This window comes from Methylobacterium sp. 275MFSha3.1 (assembly GCF_900108435.1).
Lineage (GTDB): Bacteria > Pseudomonadota > Alphaproteobacteria > Rhizobiales > Beijerinckiaceae > Methylobacterium.
This window is the reverse complement of record NZ_FNWP01000013.1, coordinates 112,965-132,033: the sequence shown is the minus strand read 5'-3', so window position 1 is coordinate 132,033 and position 19,069 is coordinate 112,965. Positions and strand designations below refer to the sequence as shown.

The following is a 19,069-nucleotide window of genomic DNA, read 5'->3' as shown; positions in this document are numbered from 1 at the left end:
TCCGTCCGGCGACGCACCGATACAGCCCGTTACAGCCCATGCCCGATACCGATCTCAGCGGCCTCGGTCGCGACGCGCGACACCTGCGGCTCGACACCTTCGTCCGCCTGCGCTGGCTCGCGATCACGGGCCAGAGCGCGGCGGTCGTCGGGGCGCAGTTCGGCCTCGGCCTGCCGCTGCCGTTCGGCTGGTGCTTCCTGGTGATCGCCACCTCGTCCTGGCTGAACCTCGCCCTGCGGATCCGCTTCCCGGCGAGCTACCGGCTCAGCGACGATTCCGCGGCCCTGCTCCTCGCCTTCGACATCGTGCAGCTCGCGGCCCTGCTGTTCCTCACGGGCGGGCTCCAGAACCCGTTCTCGCTGCTGTTCCTCGCCCCGGTGCTGATCTCCGCCACCGCCCTGCCCCCCGAGCGGACCCTGGCGCTGGGCCTCCTGGCGGTGGGTCTCGCGACGCTGCTCGCCCTGGTGCACCGGCCCCTGCCCTGGTTCGCGGACGGGCGGATCGAGCTGCCGTTCCTGTACGTCTCCGGCGTCTGGACCGCGATCCTGCTCGGCACCGCCTTCACGGGCGTCTACGCGTGGCGGGTCGCCGAGGAGACCCGGCTCCTCGCCCAGGCGCTCGCCGCCACCGAGCTGGTGCTCGCCCGCGAGCAGCACCTGTCGCAGCTCGACGGGCTCGCGGCCGCGGCTGCCCACGAATTGGGCACGCCGCTGGGCACGATCATGGTGGTGACCAAGGAGCTGATCCGCCAGCTCGGCCCCACCGCCTCGCCGGCGGTGGCGGAGGATCTCAACCTGCTGCGCGAGCAGGTCGACCGCTGCCGCGGCATCCTCGGCAAGCTGACCTCCCTCGACGGGGACGGGGCCGGGGCCGGCTTCTTGGAGACGGTGACGTTCAGCCACCTCGTGGAGGAGCTGGTGGCGCCGCAGCGGGCACTCGGCGCCGCCCTCGCCGTCACCAGCGCCGGCGAGGGGCCGGAGCCGGCCTGCCGGCGCAACCCGGGCGTCATGTTCGGGCTCGCCAACATCCTCGACAACGCCGTCGACTTCGCCGAGGCCGGCGTCACCGTTGAGGGGCGCTGGACGCCTGACCGGGTCTGGATCGAGATCCGCGACGACGGCCCGGGCTTCTCCAGCGAGGTGCTGCTGCGGGCGGGCGAGCCCTACGTGACCACCCGCAGCCACGACCGGCCGCAATCCGGCGGCACCGTGGGGGCCGGCCTCGGCCTCGGGCTGTTCATCGCCAAGACCCTGATCGAGCGCTCGGGAGCGCAGCTCGCCCTGATGAACGTCGCGGCGCCGGACGCCCACGGGGCGATCGTGCGCGTCTCCTGGGCCCGGCACATCTTCGAGCGCGGCGCCGCGCCGCGACATTCTCCGGAACTCAGTATCCGCGCCCCCCTGCCACCGGGCGATGCCGTACCTATATGAGGGACAGACCAAGAACCCGACGACGAAAACCCGAAAGGAGTACCGGATGCTCACGCAGCCCGGGACCTCGGCGGCGACCGACCCCGCCGTGATCAACGATGCCGATCCGCTGGCCGCTTTCTCCGACCGCAGCCTGCTGATCGTCGACGACGACAAGCCCTTCCAGACCCGGCTCGCGCGCGCCATGGAGAGCCGTGGCTACCACGTGCAGGTGGCCGACAGCGTCGCGGACGGCGTCTCCGCCGTCGAGGCGCGCGCGCCCGCCTTCGCGGTGATCGACATGCGCCTCGGCGACGGCAATGGCCTCGACGTGATCGCCCGCCTCAAGGAGCGCCGGCCCGAGGCCCGCGGCGTGATCCTCACCGGCTACGGCAACATCGCTACCGCGGTCACCGCGGTGAAGCTCGGCGCCTTCGACTACCTCGCCAAGCCCGCCGACGCCGACGAGATCCACGGCACGCTGATGGCGCAGCCGGGCGAGCGGGCCGACCCGCCCGAGAACCCGATGTCGGCCGACCGGGTCCGCTGGGAGCACATCCAGCGCGTCTACGAGCTGTGCAGCCGCAACGTCAGCGAGACCGCCCGGCGCCTCAACATGCACCGGCGGACCCTGCAGCGGATCCTGGCCAAGCGCGCGCCGCGCTGAGGCCGGACCGCTCCGGCGCTGTCCGGTCGGTTGCATCGCCCCGCCTCTGTGGGCTAGCTGCACGGGTCCCGGACGGTTCGTCCGGGGCCCGAAATCTTTTCGAGGGCGGATCTCGTGAACGGGCGCAACGCCATCACCATCATCAGCATGATGGTCCTCGTCGGCACCGAGGTGTTTGCCGTGGCCATCGCGGCGGGCTGGGCCATCGCGGGCATCTTCGATCTCGGCGACCGGGTCGGGCACGTCCTGATGGGGCTGTTCAGCCTGTTCGCGGCCTGGATCATGCTCCAGCTCTGGCGCCGGGCGACCAGCATCGAGCCCCTGCGGGGCCCGGCTCCGGCGGCGCATCGCTGAACGAGCGCGCACGGGCGACTTTTTCGTTCAAGTTGCATCCAGCAGCGGAATGATCCCTATGCGTGCGGCGTGTTCGACAGTGCGCCGGCCTTCCTGTTAGAAGCGACCGGCGACGGTCTGTGTGACGTTGTCGCAGGTCACACCCCCGTCCTGACACGCGTGAGACCCGTAGATCCATGAAAGCCCGTATCATCGTCACCCTGAAGACCGGTGTGCTGGACCCGCAGGGCAAGGCGATCGAGGCCGCCCTCAGGTCCCTCGGCATCGAGGGCGTCGACGGCGTCCGTCAGGGCAAGGTCTTCGACATCGAGGTGTCGGCGGCCGACGGCGCCGCCGCCGAGACGACGCTGCGCACGGCCTGCGAGAAGCTCCTGGCCAACACCGTCGTCGAGAACTACGCGATCGAGATCCTCTGATGCACGCCGCGGTCGTCGTCTTCCCGGGTTCCAACCGTGAGTCGGACGTCGTCCGGGCCCTGCGGCGCTCCGGCGCGCAGGTGAGCCTCGTCTGGCACGCGGACCACGCACTCCCCGCCGGCACCGACCTCGCCGTCCTGCCCGGCGGCTTCTCGTACGGCGACTACCTGCGCTGCGGCGCCATCGCCGGCCGGGCCGCGGCCATGGACGCGGTCCGGGCCCACGCGGCCCGCGGCGGCCTCGTGCTCGGTATCTGCAACGGCTTCCAGATCCTGTGCGAATCGGGCCTGCTGCCCGGCGTGCTGATGCGCAACATCGACCGGCGCTTCATCTGCCACCGGCAGACGCTCCGGGTGGAGCGCACCGACACCCGCTTCACCAGCGCCTACACTCAGGGCCAGGTGATCGACGTCTGCGTCGCCCACGGCGAAGGCAACTACTTCGCCGATCCCGAGACGCTGGCGCGGATCGAGGGCGAGGGCCGGGTCGCCTTCCGCTACTGCGACGCGACCGGGGCGATCACCGTCGAGGCGAACCGCAACGGCTCCCTCAACGCCATCGCGGGCGTCCTGTCGGAGACCGGGAACGTCCTCGGGATGATGCCGCACCCGGAGAACTTCGTCGAGGATCTGGTCGGCGGGACCGACGGGCGCGGGCTTTTCGACAGTCTGGCGGCCTGAGATCGACGGGCGAGAACGCACCTTAACTCCGCATTAAGGTTTTCGAGGCATAAACAGGCATCCAGTGATCTGGATGTCGAGTTGGACATGTTTGTCCGCTCTGTTTTGATGCCTCCCTGATGACTCCTCGAGCCGCTCCCTCCGGGGCGGCTTTTTTCTGTGCGCCTGCGGAACGCGACGCGGGTCGGTGCCGAGGGGCGGGCCCCGCACGAGAACGGCCCGCGCGAACTTGGCCGCCGCGCCTTCCGGCCCTTCGGGCAAAGCTGCGCCATCCCGGACGGCGTCGGTCGCGATCGCGGGCCTCTCGACCCGGCGATGACCCGTCCGTCGCACCGTCGCCCCGGGTCCGTAACGCGAAAGCCCAGGCCGGGGGACCCGACCTGGGCTGAGAGCGATCTCGGCTGACAGCGGCTGGGCGGGGCGAGCCGCCTCAGTACAATCCGCCGGCCTGAGCGGCCCGGTCGGGATCGGGCGCGACCGCCGCCGGGGCGGCCGCCTGGCCGCCACCGCCGCCGGAGGACGGTGCCGAGTAGGAATCCGGCGGCGCGGTGCCCGGCTTGAACGCCTCCAGGATCGTCCCGGCGCCCTCCCCCGAGCCGGCGCGGGTGCCGCTCGCGAGGTTGATGCGGATCAGCTTGATGCCAGGGGGCACGCGGAACGGCGTCGGCGGCTTGTCCTTGAGGGCCGTCTTCAGGAACTCCAGGGCGATCGGCGCCGCCAGGCCGCCGCCGGTGGCGCGGTCGCCGAGCGAGCGGGGCTTGTCGAAGCCGATATAGATGCCGACCGCCAGGTCCGGCGAGAAGCCCACGAACCACGCGTCCTTGGCGTCGTTCGTCGTGCCGGTCTTGCCGGCGAGCGGCTTGCCGATCTGCTTCAGGATCGTGGCGGTGCCGCGCTGGACCACGCCCTCCATGATCGAGACCATCTGGTAGGCGGTCAGCGGGTCGAGCACCTGCTCGGAATCGTCCACCAGCTTCGGCTCGTCCTGGCCCGACCACTTCTCGGCGTCGCAGCCGATGCACTTGCGGTTGTCGTGCCGGTAGATCGTCTCGCCGATGCGGTCCTGGATCCGGTCGATCAGGGTCGGCCGGATGCGCCGGCCGCCGTTGGCCAGCATCGAGTAGGCGGTGACCATGCGCATGACCGTGGTCTCGCCCGCGCCGAGCGACATGGGCAGCACCGGCAGCATGTCGTCGTAGACGCCGAAGCGGCGGGCGTACTCGGCGATGAGCGGCATGCCGACATCCTTGGCGAGCCGGACCGTCATCAGGTTCTTCGAGTGCTCGATGCCGTAGCGCAGGGTGTGCGGGCCGCCCGACTTGCCGTCGTAGTTCGAGGGCGTCCAGGCCTCCTGGCCGGGGCCGGCCTCGATGGTGATCGGGGTGTCCTGGATGATCGAGGCGGGGGTGTAGCCGTTGTCCAGCGCCGCCGAGTAGACGATCGGCTTGAACGAGGAGCCGGGCTGGCGCATCGCCTGGGTGGCGCGGTTGAACTCGGACTCGTCGTACGAGAAGCCGCCGACCATCGCGTGCACGCGGCCCGTGTTCGGGTCCATGGCCACGATGGCGCCCGAGACCTCGGGCTTCTGGCGCAGGCGGAACTGGCCGCGGCCGCCGTCCATCGCCTCGACATAGACCATGTCGCCGGGCTGGAGATTGGCGCGGCCGGCCCAGCGCATGCCCTCGGGGACGATCACGCCGGTCTCGCGGTCTTTGCCGACCTGGCCGGAGGCCTCGCGCCGGGGCTGCAGGCCGATCTGCACGCCGCCGCCGCCGTTGCCCAGCACCACGGCGAGCCGCCAGGGCGCCACGTCGCCGAGCGCCGGAACCTCGGCCGCCGCCATGCCCCAGTCGCGCCCGGTCAGGTCGACCTTGGTGACCGGACCGCGCCAGCCATGGGCCTGGTCGTACCGCACGAGGCCGTCGACCAGCGCCTTGCGGGCCCAGGCCTGCATCTTCGGGTCGAGGGTCGTGCGCACCGAGAGGCCGCCCTCGTAGAGCTTCTTCTCGCCGTAGCGCTCGGAGATCTCGCGGCGGACCTCCTCGGTGAAGTAGTTGGCGTTGGCGGCGTTCGGGAAGGCGACGCGCGGGTTGACGCCGAGCGGCATCTTCTTGGCGGACTCCGCCTCCTCCCGGGTGATGTAGCCGTTCTCCGCCATCAGGCGGATGATCTCGTTGCGGCGGTCGAGGGCCGCCTGGGTCTTGCGGTAGGGGTGGTAGTTGTTCGGCCCCTTCGGCAGGGCGGCGAGGTAGGCCGCCTCGTTGATGGTCAGCTCGTGGACCGACTTGCCGAAATAGTCGAGCGCCGCGGCCGCGACGCCGTGCAGGTTGCGGCCGGGCACGATCGTGCCGAGGAAGATCTCGTTGAGGTAGAGCTCGAGGATCTTGTCCTTCGAGTAGGCCGCCTCGATGCGGAGCGCCAGCAGCGCCTCCTTGATCTTGCGGTCGTAGGTCTGCTCGGAGGAGAGCAGGAAGTTCTTGGCGACCTGCTGGGTGATGGTCGAGGCGCCCTGCCGCTTGCCCGACTTGGCGTTGGTCAGGAAGGCGCGCACGATCCCCTCGGGGTCGATGCCGCCGTGCTTGTAGAAGTTCTTGTCCTCGGCCGACAGGAAGGCCGCCACGACGATCTTCGGCATCGCCTGGATCGGCAGGTACAGCCGGCGCTCGCGGGCGTACTCGGCCAGCAGCGAGCCGTCCGCCGCGTGGACGCGGGTCATCACCGGCGGCTCGTAATTGGAGAGCGCGGCGTGGTCGGGCAGGTCCTGGCTGTACTTCCAGTAGAAGTAACCGCCCACCGCCGCGCCGACCACGAACAGCACCGCGGCGGCGCTGAACAGGATCCCAAAGAAACGGAGGATCAGACGCATCCGGTGTTCCGCTCGTCGCTGGCCCGGCCGAATGCCGGAATCGGCTCATCCGGCGCGTGCACCCCGCGCGCTGCGCGGCCGGCCCCCGGACGGTCCCGTGAGACCCCCTCGGAATGCCGGTTTCGGCGGCCGTGCGACGGGGCGTCGGACGTCCCGTATCGACACTCTATCTATGGTGAAACTGGGGCGGCGGCGGCCGCGCGGCGCGTCGGGGCCGGCCGGCCGAGCGTGGCGCGGTTGGTGAAGAACTGGTCGATCGCCTTGGCCATGGAGCCGGTGACGTCGGCCCGCCACTCCGGCGATTGCAGCATCTCCAGGTCGCGCTTGCTGGAGAGGTAGCCGAGTTCCACGAGCACGCTCGGCACGTCGGGGGAGCGCAGCACCACGAAGCGCGCCTCGCGGTGGGGCTTGGCGCTCATCTTCATCACGGGGGCGAGCTGGCCCATCAGCGTGCGGGCGAAGCCCGACGAGAAGCCCCGCGTCTCGCGCAGGGTCAGCTCCTGCAGGATGTCGGCGATGTCCGGCGGCGCCTCGGCGGCGTCGACGCCCGCGGCGGAATCCGCCCGGTTCTCGCGCTCGGCGAGCTTGGCGGATTCGGCGTCCGTGGCCTTCTCGGAATTGGTGTAGATCGTGGCGCCGCTCACCTGGGGCGCCGCCGAGATCGAGTCCGCGTGGATCGACACGAACAAATCGGCCCTGGCGTCGCGGGCGAGGCGCACCCGCTCGGCCAGCGGCACGAACACGTCGCGGTCGCGGGTCATCCGGACCCGGTAGCGGCCGCCCGCCTCCAGCCTCGCCACGAGGGCCTGGGCGAAGCCGAACACGATGTCCTTCTCGAACACGCCGCCCACCGCGATGGCGCCGGGATCGGTGCCGCCGTGGCCGGCATCGACCATGATCAGCGGCCGCTGGTCGGCGGGCTCCGGCGGCGCGGCGCGGGCCTGGGCGGGGGCGGGATCGGCGGTGGCGGCGGCCTTGCGGAACGCGTCGCGGTCGGCGCGCTGCAGCGGGATCGTGAGCAGCACCGCGCCGTCACGCGGCCGCGTCGCGGTCTCGATCTTCCCGACGATGGCGGGCGCGGTGAGGTCGATCACGATGCGGGACCGCCCGGGCGCGAACAGGCCGTAGCGGAAGCTCTGCACGAGGCCGTCGCGGCGGCTGCCGGTCCCGGAATCGAGCTGGAAGTTGACCTCGGGCAGGTCGATCACCGCCCGGTCGGGCCGCTCCATCACGAAGCCGCGGGCCTCGACGGCCCGGGACAGCGTCAGGGTGAGGCGCGTGGTGCCGGCCTGGCTCGCGACGTCGGCCCCGATGGCGACGGCCGGCTTCTCGCCGTTCTGCGCGGCAGCCGGCGCCCCCGCCAGCGCCGGCAGCAGCGCGACGGCGAGGCGGAGCCATGCGGAACGGATCAGGCGCGCGCAGTTCGGCATCGGTCCGGTGTCGTCTCCCGTGCCCTCCGTTAAGGCATGGGACCGGCTTGGTTAACGGGCCGTTGCCGCCGCGGGTTCGATCGGGCCGGCCTTGTGGCCGGGATGCGACAAGTCCCGGCCGCCCGCGCGCAGCGCCTCAGCGGTACGCGACGACCCGGCTCGCCTGCCCGACCACCGTGACCCAGCAGGTCAGGCACGCGTCGGCGGCCCGCTGGACCTCGCCGACCTGCAGGCGGATGACGTCGGCCGGCGAGCGGGCACCCGAGAGCGCCCGCAGGTGCGCGACGGCCGCCTCGCCCTCGCCGCGCACGTAGCGGGCGATGATCGAGCCGATCTCGACGACGTCGAGGCGGTCGGGGGTGAAGCTGATTCGGTTCGCGGCCGCGGCGCGTCCCGGACCCGCGCCCGGCACCGGCGGGGGGGCGATGTCGATCACCGCCTCGTCTCCGGATTCGGCTTCGGACCGGGCTTCGAACTCGGCTTCGGACGTCGTCGCGGCGGCTGTGGCCACCGGGTCGGGCGGGACGTCCACCGCGCCGTCGGGCGCGGTCTCGGCGCCGGTCCGGACGGCCTCGGCGAAGTGGTCAGGCGCCGGAGCGGGCGCTGTTGCGGGCGCTTGAGCGGGTTCATCCGCCGCGATCGGGGCGGCTGCGGCCTGGATCTCGGGGGGGGCCGACGCGTCCTGCAACGGCTGGGGCGTCCCGGCGGGACGGCTCCTCGGTCGACGCGGCTTTCCCATCGCGCGATCTCCTCCTGTCGGCGTCGGCCCGTCTCGACGGAGCGGCGGCCGGAGGTCGTGCGCGGCCGGAGGTCGTGCGCGGCCGGCTCGCCGGCGGTGTCGGCGCCGGGCCCGTGACGCCCGGGCGTCAGAGCGGGGGATCCGGCGGGCCTGGACGGCCCTGCCGGATCCCGGTCTTCGTGCCCCGATCGCGGACCGGGGCGGCCGGCCTCAGCGGGCGGCGGCGTTCTGCGCCAGGGTGCCGTAATCCTTGGCCTGGGCCTGGAGCGCGGCGAACTGGCTGCGGACGAACTCGGACTGGAGCTCGAACACCTCGCGGAGATCCTTCGTGCGCACCAGCTTCTGGGCGAAGTCGAAGGTCGCGTTGGCGTTGGCCTGCGCGTGATCGAACCCCTTCGCGACCGCGGCGCTGAGGGTCGACTGGAAGGTCTGGCCCGAGGCCTGGACCTGCTCGGCGGCCTTCACGGCGTTCGCCATCATGGTGCCGACGGCGGTCCGGGCCTGGTCGACGCTCTTGTCGGCGAAGTCGCGCATCTCGGTCGGGATCTCGAAGTTCGGGGTCTGCATCGATGTCTCCAGCATCATCCTTGGAGCGGGACGCCGCATGCGTCCGCGTTGACGCCCCTCTATATGTTGCACCGCAACAAGAAGTCAAGTGCAGGTTCGGGGCGCACTCACGGATCTGGAGGCCCGATAAAGTTCCGATCCGATGATGTCACGAAGTCATCGACACGGTGCCACGGCCCGATAGCAGGTTGCGAGCAAGCTACACCATTGACTCAATCGGCTAAGATTGCTGATCCCGGCGGAAAACCGATTGGCAAAAAACTATCTCCCTGTCCAGAGGGGCGCGAACGGATCGTGAATTCTTCTGGTATACCAAGCGCATCGGAGGAGTCAGGACCGTTGCTCCAGGGCGAGCGCGGGTGGATGCTGCATCGCACCGGCCGCCGATTCGGCCAGGCCGGCGTAGAGCGCGCGGAGCGCCGCCGTGTGCGCCGCCAGACCCATCGGGGCCACCCGGAAGAGGCGGCGCGCCTTGGCCCCGAGGGCGGCCGCCAGGGCGTCGTCCCGGAGCGCCGCGAACGCCTCGGCGAGGGGCGCGATCTCCGGCGCGACCACGAAGCCGGTCCGGCCGTGCCGGACCTTCTCAGCGGCGCCGGAGCGGTCGGAAGCCACGACCGGAATGCCGGCCGCCAGCGCCTCGTAGACCGTGAGCGGCCCGGTCTCGTACCAGCGGGAGGGCGCGGCGAGCGCCCGGGCGCGGGCCCGGAGCGTCGCCCAGACCGCCTCGGGCCGCTGCCAGCCGATCACCTCGACGCCGTCCCGGGCGCGCAGCTCCGCCTCCAGGGGCCCGGCGCCGATGAACAGGGCCGGGAGCCCGGCGGCGCGGGCGGCGTCGGCCACGAGGTCGGCGCCCTTCTCGCGGGTGAGGCGCCCCACATAGGCGATCGCGTCGCCGCGGGCGGGCTCGGCCGCCGGCCCGTCCGGGAGCCGGACGGGATTGTCGATCCTGTGATGCGTCAGTGCGTAGCCGCCGAGGAGGGCGCCGAGCCGCTGGCGGCTGGCGTCGCAGACATGGACGACGTGGAGCGGGCGGCGTCGGCTGGCCCGGCCGACGACCTGACGCAGCGCCGCGGCGCGGGCGACCCGCACGGCCTTGTGCACCCGGCTGCGCGGGTCGCAACGCGCCGCCAGGCAGGCGGCCGACAGGGGCGTGAGCCCGCAGGGCTCGGCCCGGTCGAAACGGTAGTAGACGCCGTTCGGGCAGGCCAGGGCGTAGTCGTGCAGCGTGACGACCAGCGGCACCCCGGTCTCCGACAGGACCGGGACGATCGCCGGCGACAGGGTCCGGGTCCACTGGTGCAGGTGGATGCAGTCCGGCGGCGCCGCGAGGCCGGCGAGGGCGGCGGCGAGCCGGCGAGCGGCGGCCGCGTGCCAGATCCCGGCGGCCGCGGCCCGCGCGGCGCCGAGCGACCAGATGTCGGGCAGGCCGAGGTCGATCCGGCGGATGCCGGCGTGGTCGAGGAGCGGGTCGACGGGACCCGGGATCGCCTGGATGTAGGTGACGCCGAGGCCGGCCTCGGCGAGCCCGCGAGCCGATTCGAGCGCGACCTTCTCGGCGCCGCCGCTGGCGGCCGCGAACTCGGCCAGGATCACGACGTGCACGGTGAACCCTCCCGGGGATCGATCGCTCTCGCGCGCCGGGAGGATGGGGCAGACCGGTTTACGGGCGATCAACCGCGGCCGGATACAGCTGTCGGTCCCGGATCGCAGCGGCGGAAGTTCTGACGTGCACGTCGTCCTCGTCGCAGACCACGCCGCGATCAACGGCGGCCAGGCCAAGGTCGCCATCGAATCCGCCCTGGGGCTCGCCGCCCGGGGGGTCCGCGTCAGCCTGTTCGCCGCGGTCGGCCCGGTGGACCCGCGGCTCGATCCGGCCGGCGTCCGGGTGGTCTGCCTGGACCAGGACGACGTCACCACGGCGCGCAGCAAGCTCGCCTTCGCGGCCCAGGCGATCTGGAACGGGCCGGCCTGCCGCGCCCTGGCGGCGGAACTCGCCGCCTGCGATCCCCGCGACACGCTGGTCCACGTCCACGCCTTCGCCAAGGCGCTGTCGCCGTCGATCGGCACCGCGCTCCGGGCCTCGGGGCTGCCCTGCCTCTACACGATGCACGAGTTCTTCCTCGTCTGCCCGACCGGCGGCTTCTACACCTACCCGGAGCAGCGGATCTGCCACCGCACCCCGATGTCGCCCGCCTGCATCGTGGCGAACTGCGACGCGCGCAGCTACCCGCGCAAGGTGGCCCGGATGGTCCGCCATGCCGGCCTCGCCCACGTGGCCCGGCTGCCGGAGCTGTTCGCCCACGTCATCACGATCAGCGACCTGCAGGAGAGCGTCGTGCGGCCGCTCCTGCCCCGCGGCACCGCCTTCCACCGGGTCGACAACCCCATCGCGGTGGCGCCGGCGCCGGTCCACGACGGGCCGCCGGGCGACTTCCTGTTCGTCGGGCGGATCTCCACCGAGAAGGGCGCGCCGATCTTCGCCGAGGCGGCCCGCCGGGCGGGCGTGCGGGCAGCCTTCGTGGGCGACGGCCCCGAGCGGGCCGACCTCGCCGCGCGCTATCCCGAGGCGGTGATGCTCGGCTGGCGCGACGCCGCGGCCGTGCAGGCGCTGATGCGGCGGGCCCGGGCGCTGGTCTTCCCGAGCGTCTGGTACGAGGGCCAGCCGCTCACCGTCTACGAGGCGCTGGCCTGCGGCGCGCCGGTGATCGTGAGCGACGCCTGCGCGGGCCGCGAGGCCGTGGCCGACGGCGAGACCGGATTCTGGTTCCGCTCGGGCGACCCGGACGACCTCGCCGCGCACCTGCGCCGCCTGACCGACGACGGCCTCGCCGCCCGGATGGGCCGGGCCGCGCACGAGCGCTACTGGGCCGCGCCCCTGACCCTGGACACCCATCTCGACCGTCTCGAGGCCGTCTACGGGACGGTCCTGCGCGAGGCCGCGGCCCGCGTGCCGGCCCGCGGCCCGCTCGGGCGGCCGTTCGCGACCGCCTGAGGACGATTCCGGTGCGCACGTCCTCGCGAGCGCGGCGGAGCAATCCAGGGCAGCGGGTCGCCTCGGCACGCGGCGCGGTTCTGCGTCGCTCCGCTGCGCGCGCGATGACGGGGCGCGCCGATCAGGCCCGAAAGATCGGAAACACCCGCCCTCCCTCGCGTTGATGCCCACCGGCACCCTTGCGTGCCTCCGTCACGGACGAGCGAGCGACATGGCCGAGACCCACAAGCCGAACGAGACCAAGCCGGGCTTCCAGCAGGGCAGCGCCAAGCCGGGCGACGCCAAGAACCCCGACAACAAGCAGGAGAAGCTGAACGAGCGCCTGGACGACGCCCTGGAGGAGACCTTCCCGTCGAGCGACCCGGTCTCGGTGAAGGTCACCAAGTAGGTCCCGCGCGGGCCGGGCGGATCAGGCCGCCCGGTCGTCCGGGACCGCCTCCCGCGCGCGCTCGATCAGGCGGCGGGCGTCGGGGCCCGGGACCGCGCGGCTGAACAGGAAGCCCTGCACCTCGTCGTAGCCCTCGGCGCGGAGCATCGCGAGCTGCTCGGCGGTCTCGACGCCCTCGGCCGTGGTGGCGATGCCGAGGCTGGTGCCCAGGCTCGCCACCGCGCGCACGATCGCCGTGCAGTGGGTGTTCTCGCCGACCTGGCTCACGAAGGAGCGGTCGAGCTTGATCTTGTCGAACGGGAAGCTGCGCAGGTAGCCGAGGCTGGAATAGCCGGTGCCGAAATCGTCCATCGCGATCCGGATGCCCATGGCCCGCAGCGCGTGCAGCGTCGCGAGGTTGGCGGCGCTGTCGGCTAGCAGGACCGATTCGGTGATCTCCAGCTCGAGGCGCCGCGGGTCGAGCCCCGCGGCGGCGAGCGCCCCGCGCACGGTCTCGACCAGGTCGCGGTTGCGGAACTGGATCGGGGAGAGGTTCACGGCGAGCCGGATCGCCTCCGGCCAGGTCGCCGCCTCGGCGAAGGCGGTCTGCATCACCCAGGCGCCGATCGGCACGATCAGGCCGGTCTCCTCGGCGAGCGGCACGAACTCGGCCGGCGAGACCGGGCCGTGCTCCGGGTGGTGCCAGCGCAGCAGCGCCTCGAAGGCGAGGATCCGACCGGCGCGGGCATCCATCAGCGGCTGGTAGACCAGCGAGAACTGGCCGCGGGCGAAAGCCTCGCGCAGCTCGTTCTCGCGCCGCCGCCTCGCCTGCACCCAGGCATCCATCTCCGGCTCGAAGCACCGGAAGGTGCCGCCGCCCTCGGCCTTCGCCCGGTAGAGGGCGAGGTCGGCGTTCCTCATCAGCGTCTCGGGATCAGTGCCGTCCCGGGGCAGGCAGGCGACGCCGATGCTGGTGCCGATGTGGCAATCCTGGCCGTCCAGCCGGAAGGGGCGGCCGAGCTCGGCGATCACCCGCGCGACCAGCCCGTCGGCCAGCGCCGGGAGGTCCGGCCCGCGCACCAGGATGGCGAACTCGTCGCCGCCGAGCCGGGCCACGAGGTCGTCCTCGCGCAGGCAGCCGGCGATCCGCTCGGCCGCCTCGCGCAGCAGCGCGTCGCCGACCGGGTGGCCCAGCGTGTCGTTGACGATCTTGAACTTGTCGAGGTCGAGGCAGAGCAGCACCGCCGCCTCGCCGTCCCGGGCGTGGCGGGCGATCGCCTCGGCGAGGCGGTCCCGGAACAGCACGCGGTTCGGCAGCCCGGTGAGCGCGTCGTGATGGGCCATGTGGGCGATGCGGGCCTCGGCCCGGCGCCGCTCGGTCATGTCGATGGCGGCCTCGAGCACGGCCTGCCGCCCCTCGAACGGCATCGCCCGCTGGAACAGGGACACCTCGATCGCCGAGCCGTCGGCGCGGCGGTGGAGGGTGCCGGTGGGCGGCAGGCCGGGTGCCGGCGCCGCGTCGGCGGCCATGGCGAGATCGGCCGGCGCCCGCTCCAGGAACTGCTCGCGGCTGTAGCCGTAATGGGCGATGGCCGCGTCGTTGACCGCCAGGAACCGGTCGCGCGCGTCGGCCACGACCCACATCGGCACCGGGTTGTTCTCGAACAGGAGCCGGAACGAGGCCTCTCGGGCCTTGATGTCGCCGACATCCGTCATCGTGACCGAGACGAGATCGCCGACGCAGCCCGCCTCGACCTTGAGGTAGAGCGTGCCGCCGTCGGAGCGGGGACGGCTCAGCTCGAAGGCCGCGCGCCCGCCCCGCTCGACCATGGCGGCGAGCGTCGCGATCGTCCGCGCGGTGACGGCCCCCGGGAAGAGCTGGCCCACGCGCTGCCACTGAAGGGCGGCGGCGGGGCGCTCCAGCAGGCGCTCGGCCCCGCGGTTGAGGGCGACGATCTTGAAATCGACCGGCCGGCCGGCCGCGTCCCGGACCGTGCTGAGGGCCAGGATGCCCTGGTCGGTGGCGGTGAACATCGCCTGGACCAGCTCGGTCCGGACGCTCGCCCCGTCGAACCCGACCAGCACGAACGGCTCGCCCCAGCGGTTGCCCAGGGGCACGCCGACGAGGCGGGTCGACGTCACCACCCCGGCGGCGAGGCGATCGCACCGGGCGTAGGCGGGCTGGCCGGACGTGAGGGCGGCCGCGACCATCTCGTCGACGGGCTCGCGCAGCTCGATCGGGAGCGCGTCGACTGGGAGGGTCTCCGTCGGGATGATCTCGGCCGGGACGATCCCGGACAACGGGCCCTCCGCGCCTTCGGCACCCTGCGCGAGCCAGGCGCCGAAGACCTGGCCCGCCCAGAGGATCCGGGCGGCCCGCCCGTCGCGGGTCGTCACCAGGGCAGCCCGGTCGGCGAGGCGGCCGAGGCTCCCGAGCACGACGGCCTCGTAGGAGGGGATCGGCGCCCCCGGCGTCCGGCAATCCTGCCAGTGCCGGAGGAGGTTCTTGCCCGTCTGTCCGTCGTCGTGCTGCGCGCTCACCGAGCCGCCCCAGTTGTTCACCGGGCGCCAGGAAGCAGGGACTTCGTTTAAGCCGGGTTCATATGCCGACTTATAATCCCATGATACGTACTATTCCCCAGTTCTAGCCAGGATTTCAGGCAGACTCGAGCAGCCGGCGGGCGATCACCTGCGCCTGGATCTCCGCAGCGCCCTCGAAGATCGAGAGGATGCGCGCGTCGCACAGGATCCGGCTCACCGGGTACTCGAGCGCGAAGCCGTTGCCGCCGTGGATCTGGAGGGCGTTGTCGGCCGCCGCCCAGGCGACGCGGGCGCCGAGCAGCTTCGCCATCCCGGCCTCCAGGTCGCAGCGCTTGCCCTCGTCCTTCTCGCGGGCCGAGAAGTAGGTGAGCTGGCGGGCGATGTTGATCTCCACCGCCATCATGGCGAGCTTGTCGGCCACCCGCGGGAAGTTCACCAGCGCCTTGCCGAACTGGACCCGCTCCTCGGCGTAGCGCAGGCCGACGTCGAGGGCCGACTGGGCGACGCCGATGGCGCGGGCCGCGGTCTGGATGCGGGCCGACTCGAAGGTCTGCATCAGCTGGGCGAAGCCCTTGCCCTCGACCTCGCCGAGCAGGTTGCCGCCCGGCACCTCGAAGCCCTCGAAGGCGAGCTCGTACTCCTTCATGCCGCGGTAGCCGAGCACCTCGATCTCGCCGCCCGACAGGCCCTGGACCGGGAAGGGATCCTCATCCGTGCCGCGGGGCTTCTCGGCGATCAGCATGGAGAGGCCCTTGTGGCCCTTCTCCTCGGGCTTGGTGCGCACCAGCACCGTCATGATGTCGGCGCGGACCGGGTGGGTGATCCAGGTCTTGTTGCCGGTGATCTTCCAGACGTCGCCCTCCTTCACCGCGCGGGTGCGCAGGCTCGCGAGGTCGGAACCGGTGTTCGGCTCGGTGAAGACAGCGGTGGGCAGGATGTCGCCGGAGGCGATCTTCGGCAGGAAGCGCTGCTTCTGCTCCTCGGTGCCGCCGCACAGGATCAGCTCCGCGGCGATCTCCGAGCGGGTGCCCAGCGAGCCGACGCCGATATAGGCGCGGGACAGCTCCTCCGAGACCACGCACATGGCAGTCTTCGGCAGGCCCATGCCGCCGTACTCCTCGGGGATCGTCAGGCCGAAGACGCCGAGTTCGGCCATCTTCTGCACGATCTCCATCGGGATGTAGGCGTTCTTCAGGTGCCACTCGTGCGCCTGATCGACCACCTCGGCCTTGCCGAAGCGGCGCATCTCGGAGCGGATCGCCTCCATGTCCTCGTCGAGGCCCGAGGCGCCGACGGTCGCCGAGCCGCCGCCGTCGCGCATCAGCGCCACCAGGGCGGCGCGGTTCTCGGGGGTGTTGCCATCGGCGATCAGAGTCTCGACCGCGTCCGTGCGGTACGGGGCCACCTCCTTGGCGGAGAGGCCGAGCGACCCGGTGACGCGGACCATCTCGCCCTGGCTCATCGGGATGCCGGAGAACAGCTGGTCGAGATACTCGCCGGCGCCGATCCGGACGAGGAGCGCCTCGGTCTCGCCGAACCGGCCCTCGGCCTGCAGGCGGTCGGCGTAGCCGCCGAGCTCGTTCACCGCCTCCGCGTAGGTCGCGAGCCACGCGAGCCCGTGGGCGGCGTGTTGCTGGCCCTCGAGCTTGGCCGCGTCGATCCGCCCGTCCGTCCCGAGGATCCGCGTGCGGACCCGGCGCGTGGCCTCGGCGGCCAGCGCCTTCGCGCTCTCACCGGCGGCCTTGGTGAGGGCCACGAGATCCTGCGGCTCGGTCTGGATGGCGGGGGATGCGGACATGGTTCTCTGCTCGCGTGGCGTCTTCTTGGATCGGGTCTTTTAACCTGCCGCGGTCCGGAGCCGAAGCAGATTTCGTTTGCCTCGCCTTGAACTGAAGTTGAATACCGGCGCTGGCGGGCCGGCGCGCAGCCCTGCGAAGTCAAGGCCTGACCGGCGCGGCGACGCGCGACGCTCCGGACACTGATGATCGTGCCTTCAGCCTACCGAAACCTGCTCGCCGGACGGCCCCGGCTCAGCGCCTCTGCTCGCACCGGGTCTTCAGGTAGGACCCGTCCTCGCCCTTGAAGCCGGCATTGGCCGCCAGGACCGGACCCTGGACGAGGCATTCCTGGAGCGTGTGGGCCGGGCCCGTCACCACGTCGATAGCGGTCTCGCGCGAGCAGTCCGGGGCCTGGACGGAGGCGGCGCAGATGAGGGCGACGACGATGATCTGGTTCATGGGGCCTCCCGTGCGGGCCCGGCTCACGAGACGGCGGGCGGCGTCTACCGAAAGATGGACCGCCCGACCTTGTTCCCTCGGTCCGGCCGCCCCGACGTGGCGCCGATGTCGCGCCGTCACACCAGCCCGGCGAGATCCGCACCGGCCTCGATCCGGTCGGGGGCGGGCACGCGGCCCTCGCCCAGCAGGTGGAGGAACGCCGTGAAGGCGGGGTTGCGGCCGATGCTGCAGGCGGCCACCGCGCGGTTGTCGCGGACGTAGTAGGCGATGAAGTCGAGCGCCGCCGGGTCGCCCTGCAGGATGATCCGCTCGAAATCCGGCGCGTAGCCGCCGTAATCCAGGCGCTTGTCGCCCTGGTTGCTCCAGAAGAACGGCGCCCCCGCGAAGGCGCCGGTGGCGCCGAGCATCGCCCGGGCGACGTGCGTGCCGTGCTGCTGCGCCAGCCGCCAGTGCTCGATCCGCGCCGTGACGCCGCTGCCGCGCTCCGGGAAGGCCGCGATGTCGCCCGCGACCCAGACGTTGTCGGCGAGCTTCAGGTCGGCGCCGACCGGGAGGCCGCCGGACTCGTCCGGCTCCACCCCGGCGACGATCCCGGTCTCCGGCGCGGCGCCGGCGCCGATCAGCACGAGGTCGGCCGGAAGCCGCGCGCCGTCCTCGATCTCGACGGCCTCGACGGAGCCGGTGCCGGCGATCCGCGCGACCGTGCCGGTCACGAAGGTCACGCCGTTGCCGGCGTGGTAGCGCTTCAGCGCCGCGCCCACGGCCTCGCCGAAGCGCTTGGCGAAGGGGACCTGCTCCCGGGACAGGACCGTCACCGACAGGCCGCGCTTGGTCAGGAAGGCCGCGGCCTCCAGGCCGATGAAGCCCGCGCCGATCACCACCACGCGCGTCGCCCGTTCCGCCGCGGCGCTGAGGCGCACCGCGTCGTCGAGGCTGCGCAGGGTCATCACGCCGTCGAGATCCCTTCCCTCGAAGTCCGGCACCACCGCGCGGCTGCCGGTGGCGATCAGCAGCGCGTCGCCGGTGAGTGTGCGCCCGTCCGCCAGCGCGACGCTCCGGCCGGCCGGATCGATCCGGGTCGCCTCGGCCTCGACCCGCTCGACCCGGTGGGCGGCGGCGAAATCCGGCTCCAGCAGGGTCTTCTCGGCCGGGGTGGGCTTGGCCAGGAACTGCTTGGACAGCTTGGTCCGGTCGTAGGGCGGGTGGCCCTCGCGGCCAACCAGGGTGATCGCCCCCGCGAAGCCCTCGCGCCGGAGCGTGGTGACGCAGGCGGCGGCGGCCGCACCGGTGCCGACGATCAGGACCGTCCCGACCGGGGTCTCGGCCTCTCGCCTCGGGGCCGGCTCGGGCGTCAGCGTCGCCACCGCCTCGCCGCCCTCGATCCGGACGGGATAGCGGGTCAGCGCCTCCAGCGCCGGCGGCTCCTCTAGGCTGCCGTCGGCGACCGCGAAGGCCGCCTTGTGCCAGGGGCAGTAGAGCCGGCCGCCGCAGATCTCGCCCTTGGCCAGCGGCGCGCCGAGATGCGGGCACTTCGCCTGGAAGGCGCGCACCCCGTCGGCGTCGCGCACGAACAGCACCGCGTCGTCGCCCGCGGCCCCCTCGCCCTTGCCCTCGGCCTTGCCGCCGAGAGGGATCGCGTCGAGGGCGAGGCGGATCTCGCGGGGCTTGTCCTGGTTCATCCTCGCCTCGCGCGGTGCCGGCCCGGGCCGATCCGGCCCGCGCGCATCAAACCGCGAGGGCGCGAAGGGTTTCCGCGCCTTCCGTCGCAGGGGTCGCGGCCTCGGCGGCGACCGCCCGCGGCCAT

General features: G+C 72.4%; 16 protein-coding genes. 7 read left to right on the top strand and 9 right to left on the bottom strand.

Features of this window, described 5'->3' with window-relative positions; genetic code table 11:
• The first annotated feature begins 38 nt into the window (after positions 1–38).
• The 5 genes from BLW78_RS17115 to purQ all read left to right on the top strand — a co-directional run bounded on the left by BLW78_RS17115 (position 39) and on the right by purQ (position 3,526).
• The gene (locus BLW78_RS17115; protein ID WP_020093985.1) at positions 39–1,430 is read left to right on the top strand and encodes an ActS/PrrB/RegB family redox-sensitive histidine kinase; all 1,392 of its coding nucleotides are present in this window, start codon (positions 39–41) and stop codon (positions 1,428–1,430) included.
• 46 nt (positions 1,431–1,476) lie between these two features.
• Positions 1,477–2,076: an ActR/PrrA/RegA family redox response regulator transcription factor gene (locus BLW78_RS17110; protein ID WP_012321283.1), complete on the top strand. Its 600-nt coding sequence runs from the start codon at positions 1,477–1,479 to the stop codon at positions 2,074–2,076.
• A gap of 114 nt (positions 2,077–2,190) precedes the next feature.
• Positions 2,191–2,430 carry a hypothetical protein gene (locus BLW78_RS17105; protein ID WP_012321282.1) on the top strand — a complete coding sequence of 80 codons (240 nt, stop codon included), beginning with the start codon at positions 2,191–2,193 and terminating at the stop codon, positions 2,428–2,430.
• Positions 2,431–2,606: 176 nt separating this feature from the next.
• The gene (gene purS, locus BLW78_RS17100; RefSeq protein WP_091681001.1) at positions 2,607–2,846 is read left to right on the top strand and encodes a phosphoribosylformylglycinamidine synthase subunit PurS; all 240 of its coding nucleotides are present in this window, start codon (positions 2,607–2,609) and stop codon (positions 2,844–2,846) included.
• A complete protein-coding gene (purQ, locus tag BLW78_RS17095; RefSeq protein WP_091681000.1) occupies positions 2,846–3,526 on the top strand; it encodes a phosphoribosylformylglycinamidine synthase subunit PurQ in 681 nt (226 codons plus the stop codon). The genes purS and purQ overlap by 1 nt, the downstream gene beginning before the upstream one ends.
• Before the next feature lie 430 nt (positions 3,527–3,956).
• On the opposite strand, the gene BLW78_RS17090 is transcribed toward purQ, so the two are convergent.
• From BLW78_RS17090 to BLW78_RS17070, 5 genes are all read right to left on the bottom strand, one after another.
• A complete protein-coding gene (locus BLW78_RS17090) occupies positions 3,957–6,392 on the bottom strand; it encodes a penicillin-binding protein 1A (protein ID WP_056533724.1) in 2,436 nt (811 codons plus the stop codon).
• Between the two features lie 170 nt (positions 6,393–6,562).
• A complete protein-coding gene (locus BLW78_RS17085) occupies positions 6,563–7,822 on the bottom strand; it encodes an N-acetylmuramoyl-L-alanine amidase (RefSeq protein ID WP_091680998.1) in 1,260 nt (419 codons plus the stop codon).
• A gap of 136 nt (positions 7,823–7,958) precedes the next feature.
• Positions 7,959–8,510 carry a hypothetical protein gene (locus tag BLW78_RS17080; protein ID WP_091680996.1) on the bottom strand — a complete coding sequence of 184 codons (552 nt, stop codon included), beginning with the start codon at positions 8,508–8,510 and terminating at the stop codon, positions 7,959–7,961.
• Positions 8,511–8,771: 261 nt separating this feature from the next.
• Positions 8,772–9,128: a phasin gene (locus BLW78_RS17075; RefSeq protein ID WP_091681064.1), complete on the bottom strand. Its 357-nt coding sequence runs from the start codon at positions 9,126–9,128 to the stop codon at positions 8,772–8,774.
• 330 nt (positions 9,129–9,458) lie between these two features.
• Entirely contained in the window at positions 9,459–10,730 is a 1,272-nt protein-coding gene (locus BLW78_RS17070; protein ID WP_091680995.1) for a glycosyltransferase, read from the bottom strand.
• Positions 10,731–10,854: 124 nt separating this feature from the next.
• On the opposite strand from BLW78_RS17070, the gene BLW78_RS17065 reads away from it, so the two are divergent.
• The gene (locus BLW78_RS17065; RefSeq protein WP_091680993.1) at positions 10,855–12,120 is read left to right on the top strand and encodes a glycosyltransferase family 4 protein; all 1,266 of its coding nucleotides are present in this window, start codon (positions 10,855–10,857) and stop codon (positions 12,118–12,120) included.
• Between the two features lie 211 nt (positions 12,121–12,331).
• Positions 12,332–12,508 carry a hypothetical protein gene (locus BLW78_RS31400; protein ID WP_165923182.1) on the top strand — a complete coding sequence of 59 codons (177 nt, stop codon included), beginning with the start codon at positions 12,332–12,334 and terminating at the stop codon, positions 12,506–12,508.
• A gap of 21 nt (positions 12,509–12,529) precedes the next feature.
• Here BLW78_RS31400 and BLW78_RS17060 read toward each other — a convergent pair whose 3' ends face one another.
• From BLW78_RS17060 to BLW78_RS17045, 4 genes are all read right to left on the bottom strand, one after another.
• Positions 12,530–15,049, bottom strand: coding sequence for a putative bifunctional diguanylate cyclase/phosphodiesterase (locus tag BLW78_RS17060; RefSeq protein ID WP_091680991.1), 2,520 nt, complete (start codon positions 15,047–15,049; stop codon positions 12,530–12,532).
• A 94-nt stretch (positions 15,050–15,143) separates the two neighbouring features.
• Positions 15,144–16,826: an acyl-CoA dehydrogenase family protein gene (locus tag BLW78_RS17055; protein ID WP_091680990.1), complete on the bottom strand. Its 1,683-nt coding sequence runs from the start codon at positions 16,824–16,826 to the stop codon at positions 15,144–15,146.
• 232 nt (positions 16,827–17,058) lie between these two features.
• Complete coding sequence (locus tag BLW78_RS17050; RefSeq protein WP_012321270.1) at positions 17,059–17,265, bottom strand: hypothetical protein; 207 nt, start codon at positions 17,263–17,265, stop codon at positions 17,059–17,061.
• Between the two features lie 116 nt (positions 17,266–17,381).
• Entirely contained in the window at positions 17,382–18,944 is a 1,563-nt protein-coding gene (locus BLW78_RS17045) for an FAD-dependent oxidoreductase (protein WP_091680988.1), read from the bottom strand.
• Positions 18,945–19,069 lie beyond the last annotated feature (125 nt).

Bases quoted from the DNA above. Each gene is read 5' to 3' on its own strand.
- BLW78_RS17115 (WP_020093985.1), top strand. From the start codon at position 39: ATGCCCGATACCGATCTCAGCGGCCTCGGTCGCGACGCGCGACACCTG.
- BLW78_RS17110 (WP_012321283.1), top strand. From the start codon at position 1,477: ATGCTCACGCAGCCCGGGACCTCGGCGGCGACCGACCCCGCCGTGATC.
- purS (WP_091681001.1), top strand. From the start codon at position 2,607: ATGAAAGCCCGTATCATCGTCACCCTGAAGACCGGTGTGCTGGACCCG.
- purQ (WP_091681000.1), top strand. From the start codon at position 2,846: ATGCACGCCGCGGTCGTCGTCTTCCCGGGTTCCAACCGTGAGTCGGAC.
- BLW78_RS17090 (WP_056533724.1), bottom strand. From the start codon at position 6,392: ATGCGTCTGATCCTCCGTTTCTTTGGGATCCTGTTCAGCGCCGCCGCG.
- BLW78_RS17085 (WP_091680998.1), bottom strand. From the start codon at position 7,822: ATGCCGAACTGCGCGCGCCTGATCCGTTCCGCATGGCTCCGCCTCGCC.
- BLW78_RS17075 (WP_091681064.1), bottom strand. From the start codon at position 9,128: ATGCAGACCCCGAACTTCGAGATCCCGACCGAGATGCGCGACTTCGCC.
- BLW78_RS31400 (WP_165923182.1), top strand. From the start codon at position 12,332: ATGGCCGAGACCCACAAGCCGAACGAGACCAAGCCGGGCTTCCAGCAG.
- BLW78_RS17055 (WP_091680990.1), bottom strand. From the start codon at position 16,826: ATGTCCGCATCCCCCGCCATCCAGACCGAGCCGCAGGATCTCGTGGCC.
- BLW78_RS17050 (WP_012321270.1), bottom strand. From the start codon at position 17,265: ATGAACCAGATCATCGTCGTCGCCCTCATCTGCGCCGCCTCCGTCCAG.
- BLW78_RS17045 (WP_091680988.1), bottom strand. From the start codon at position 18,944: ATGAACCAGGACAAGCCCCGCGAGATCCGCCTCGCCCTCGACGCGATC.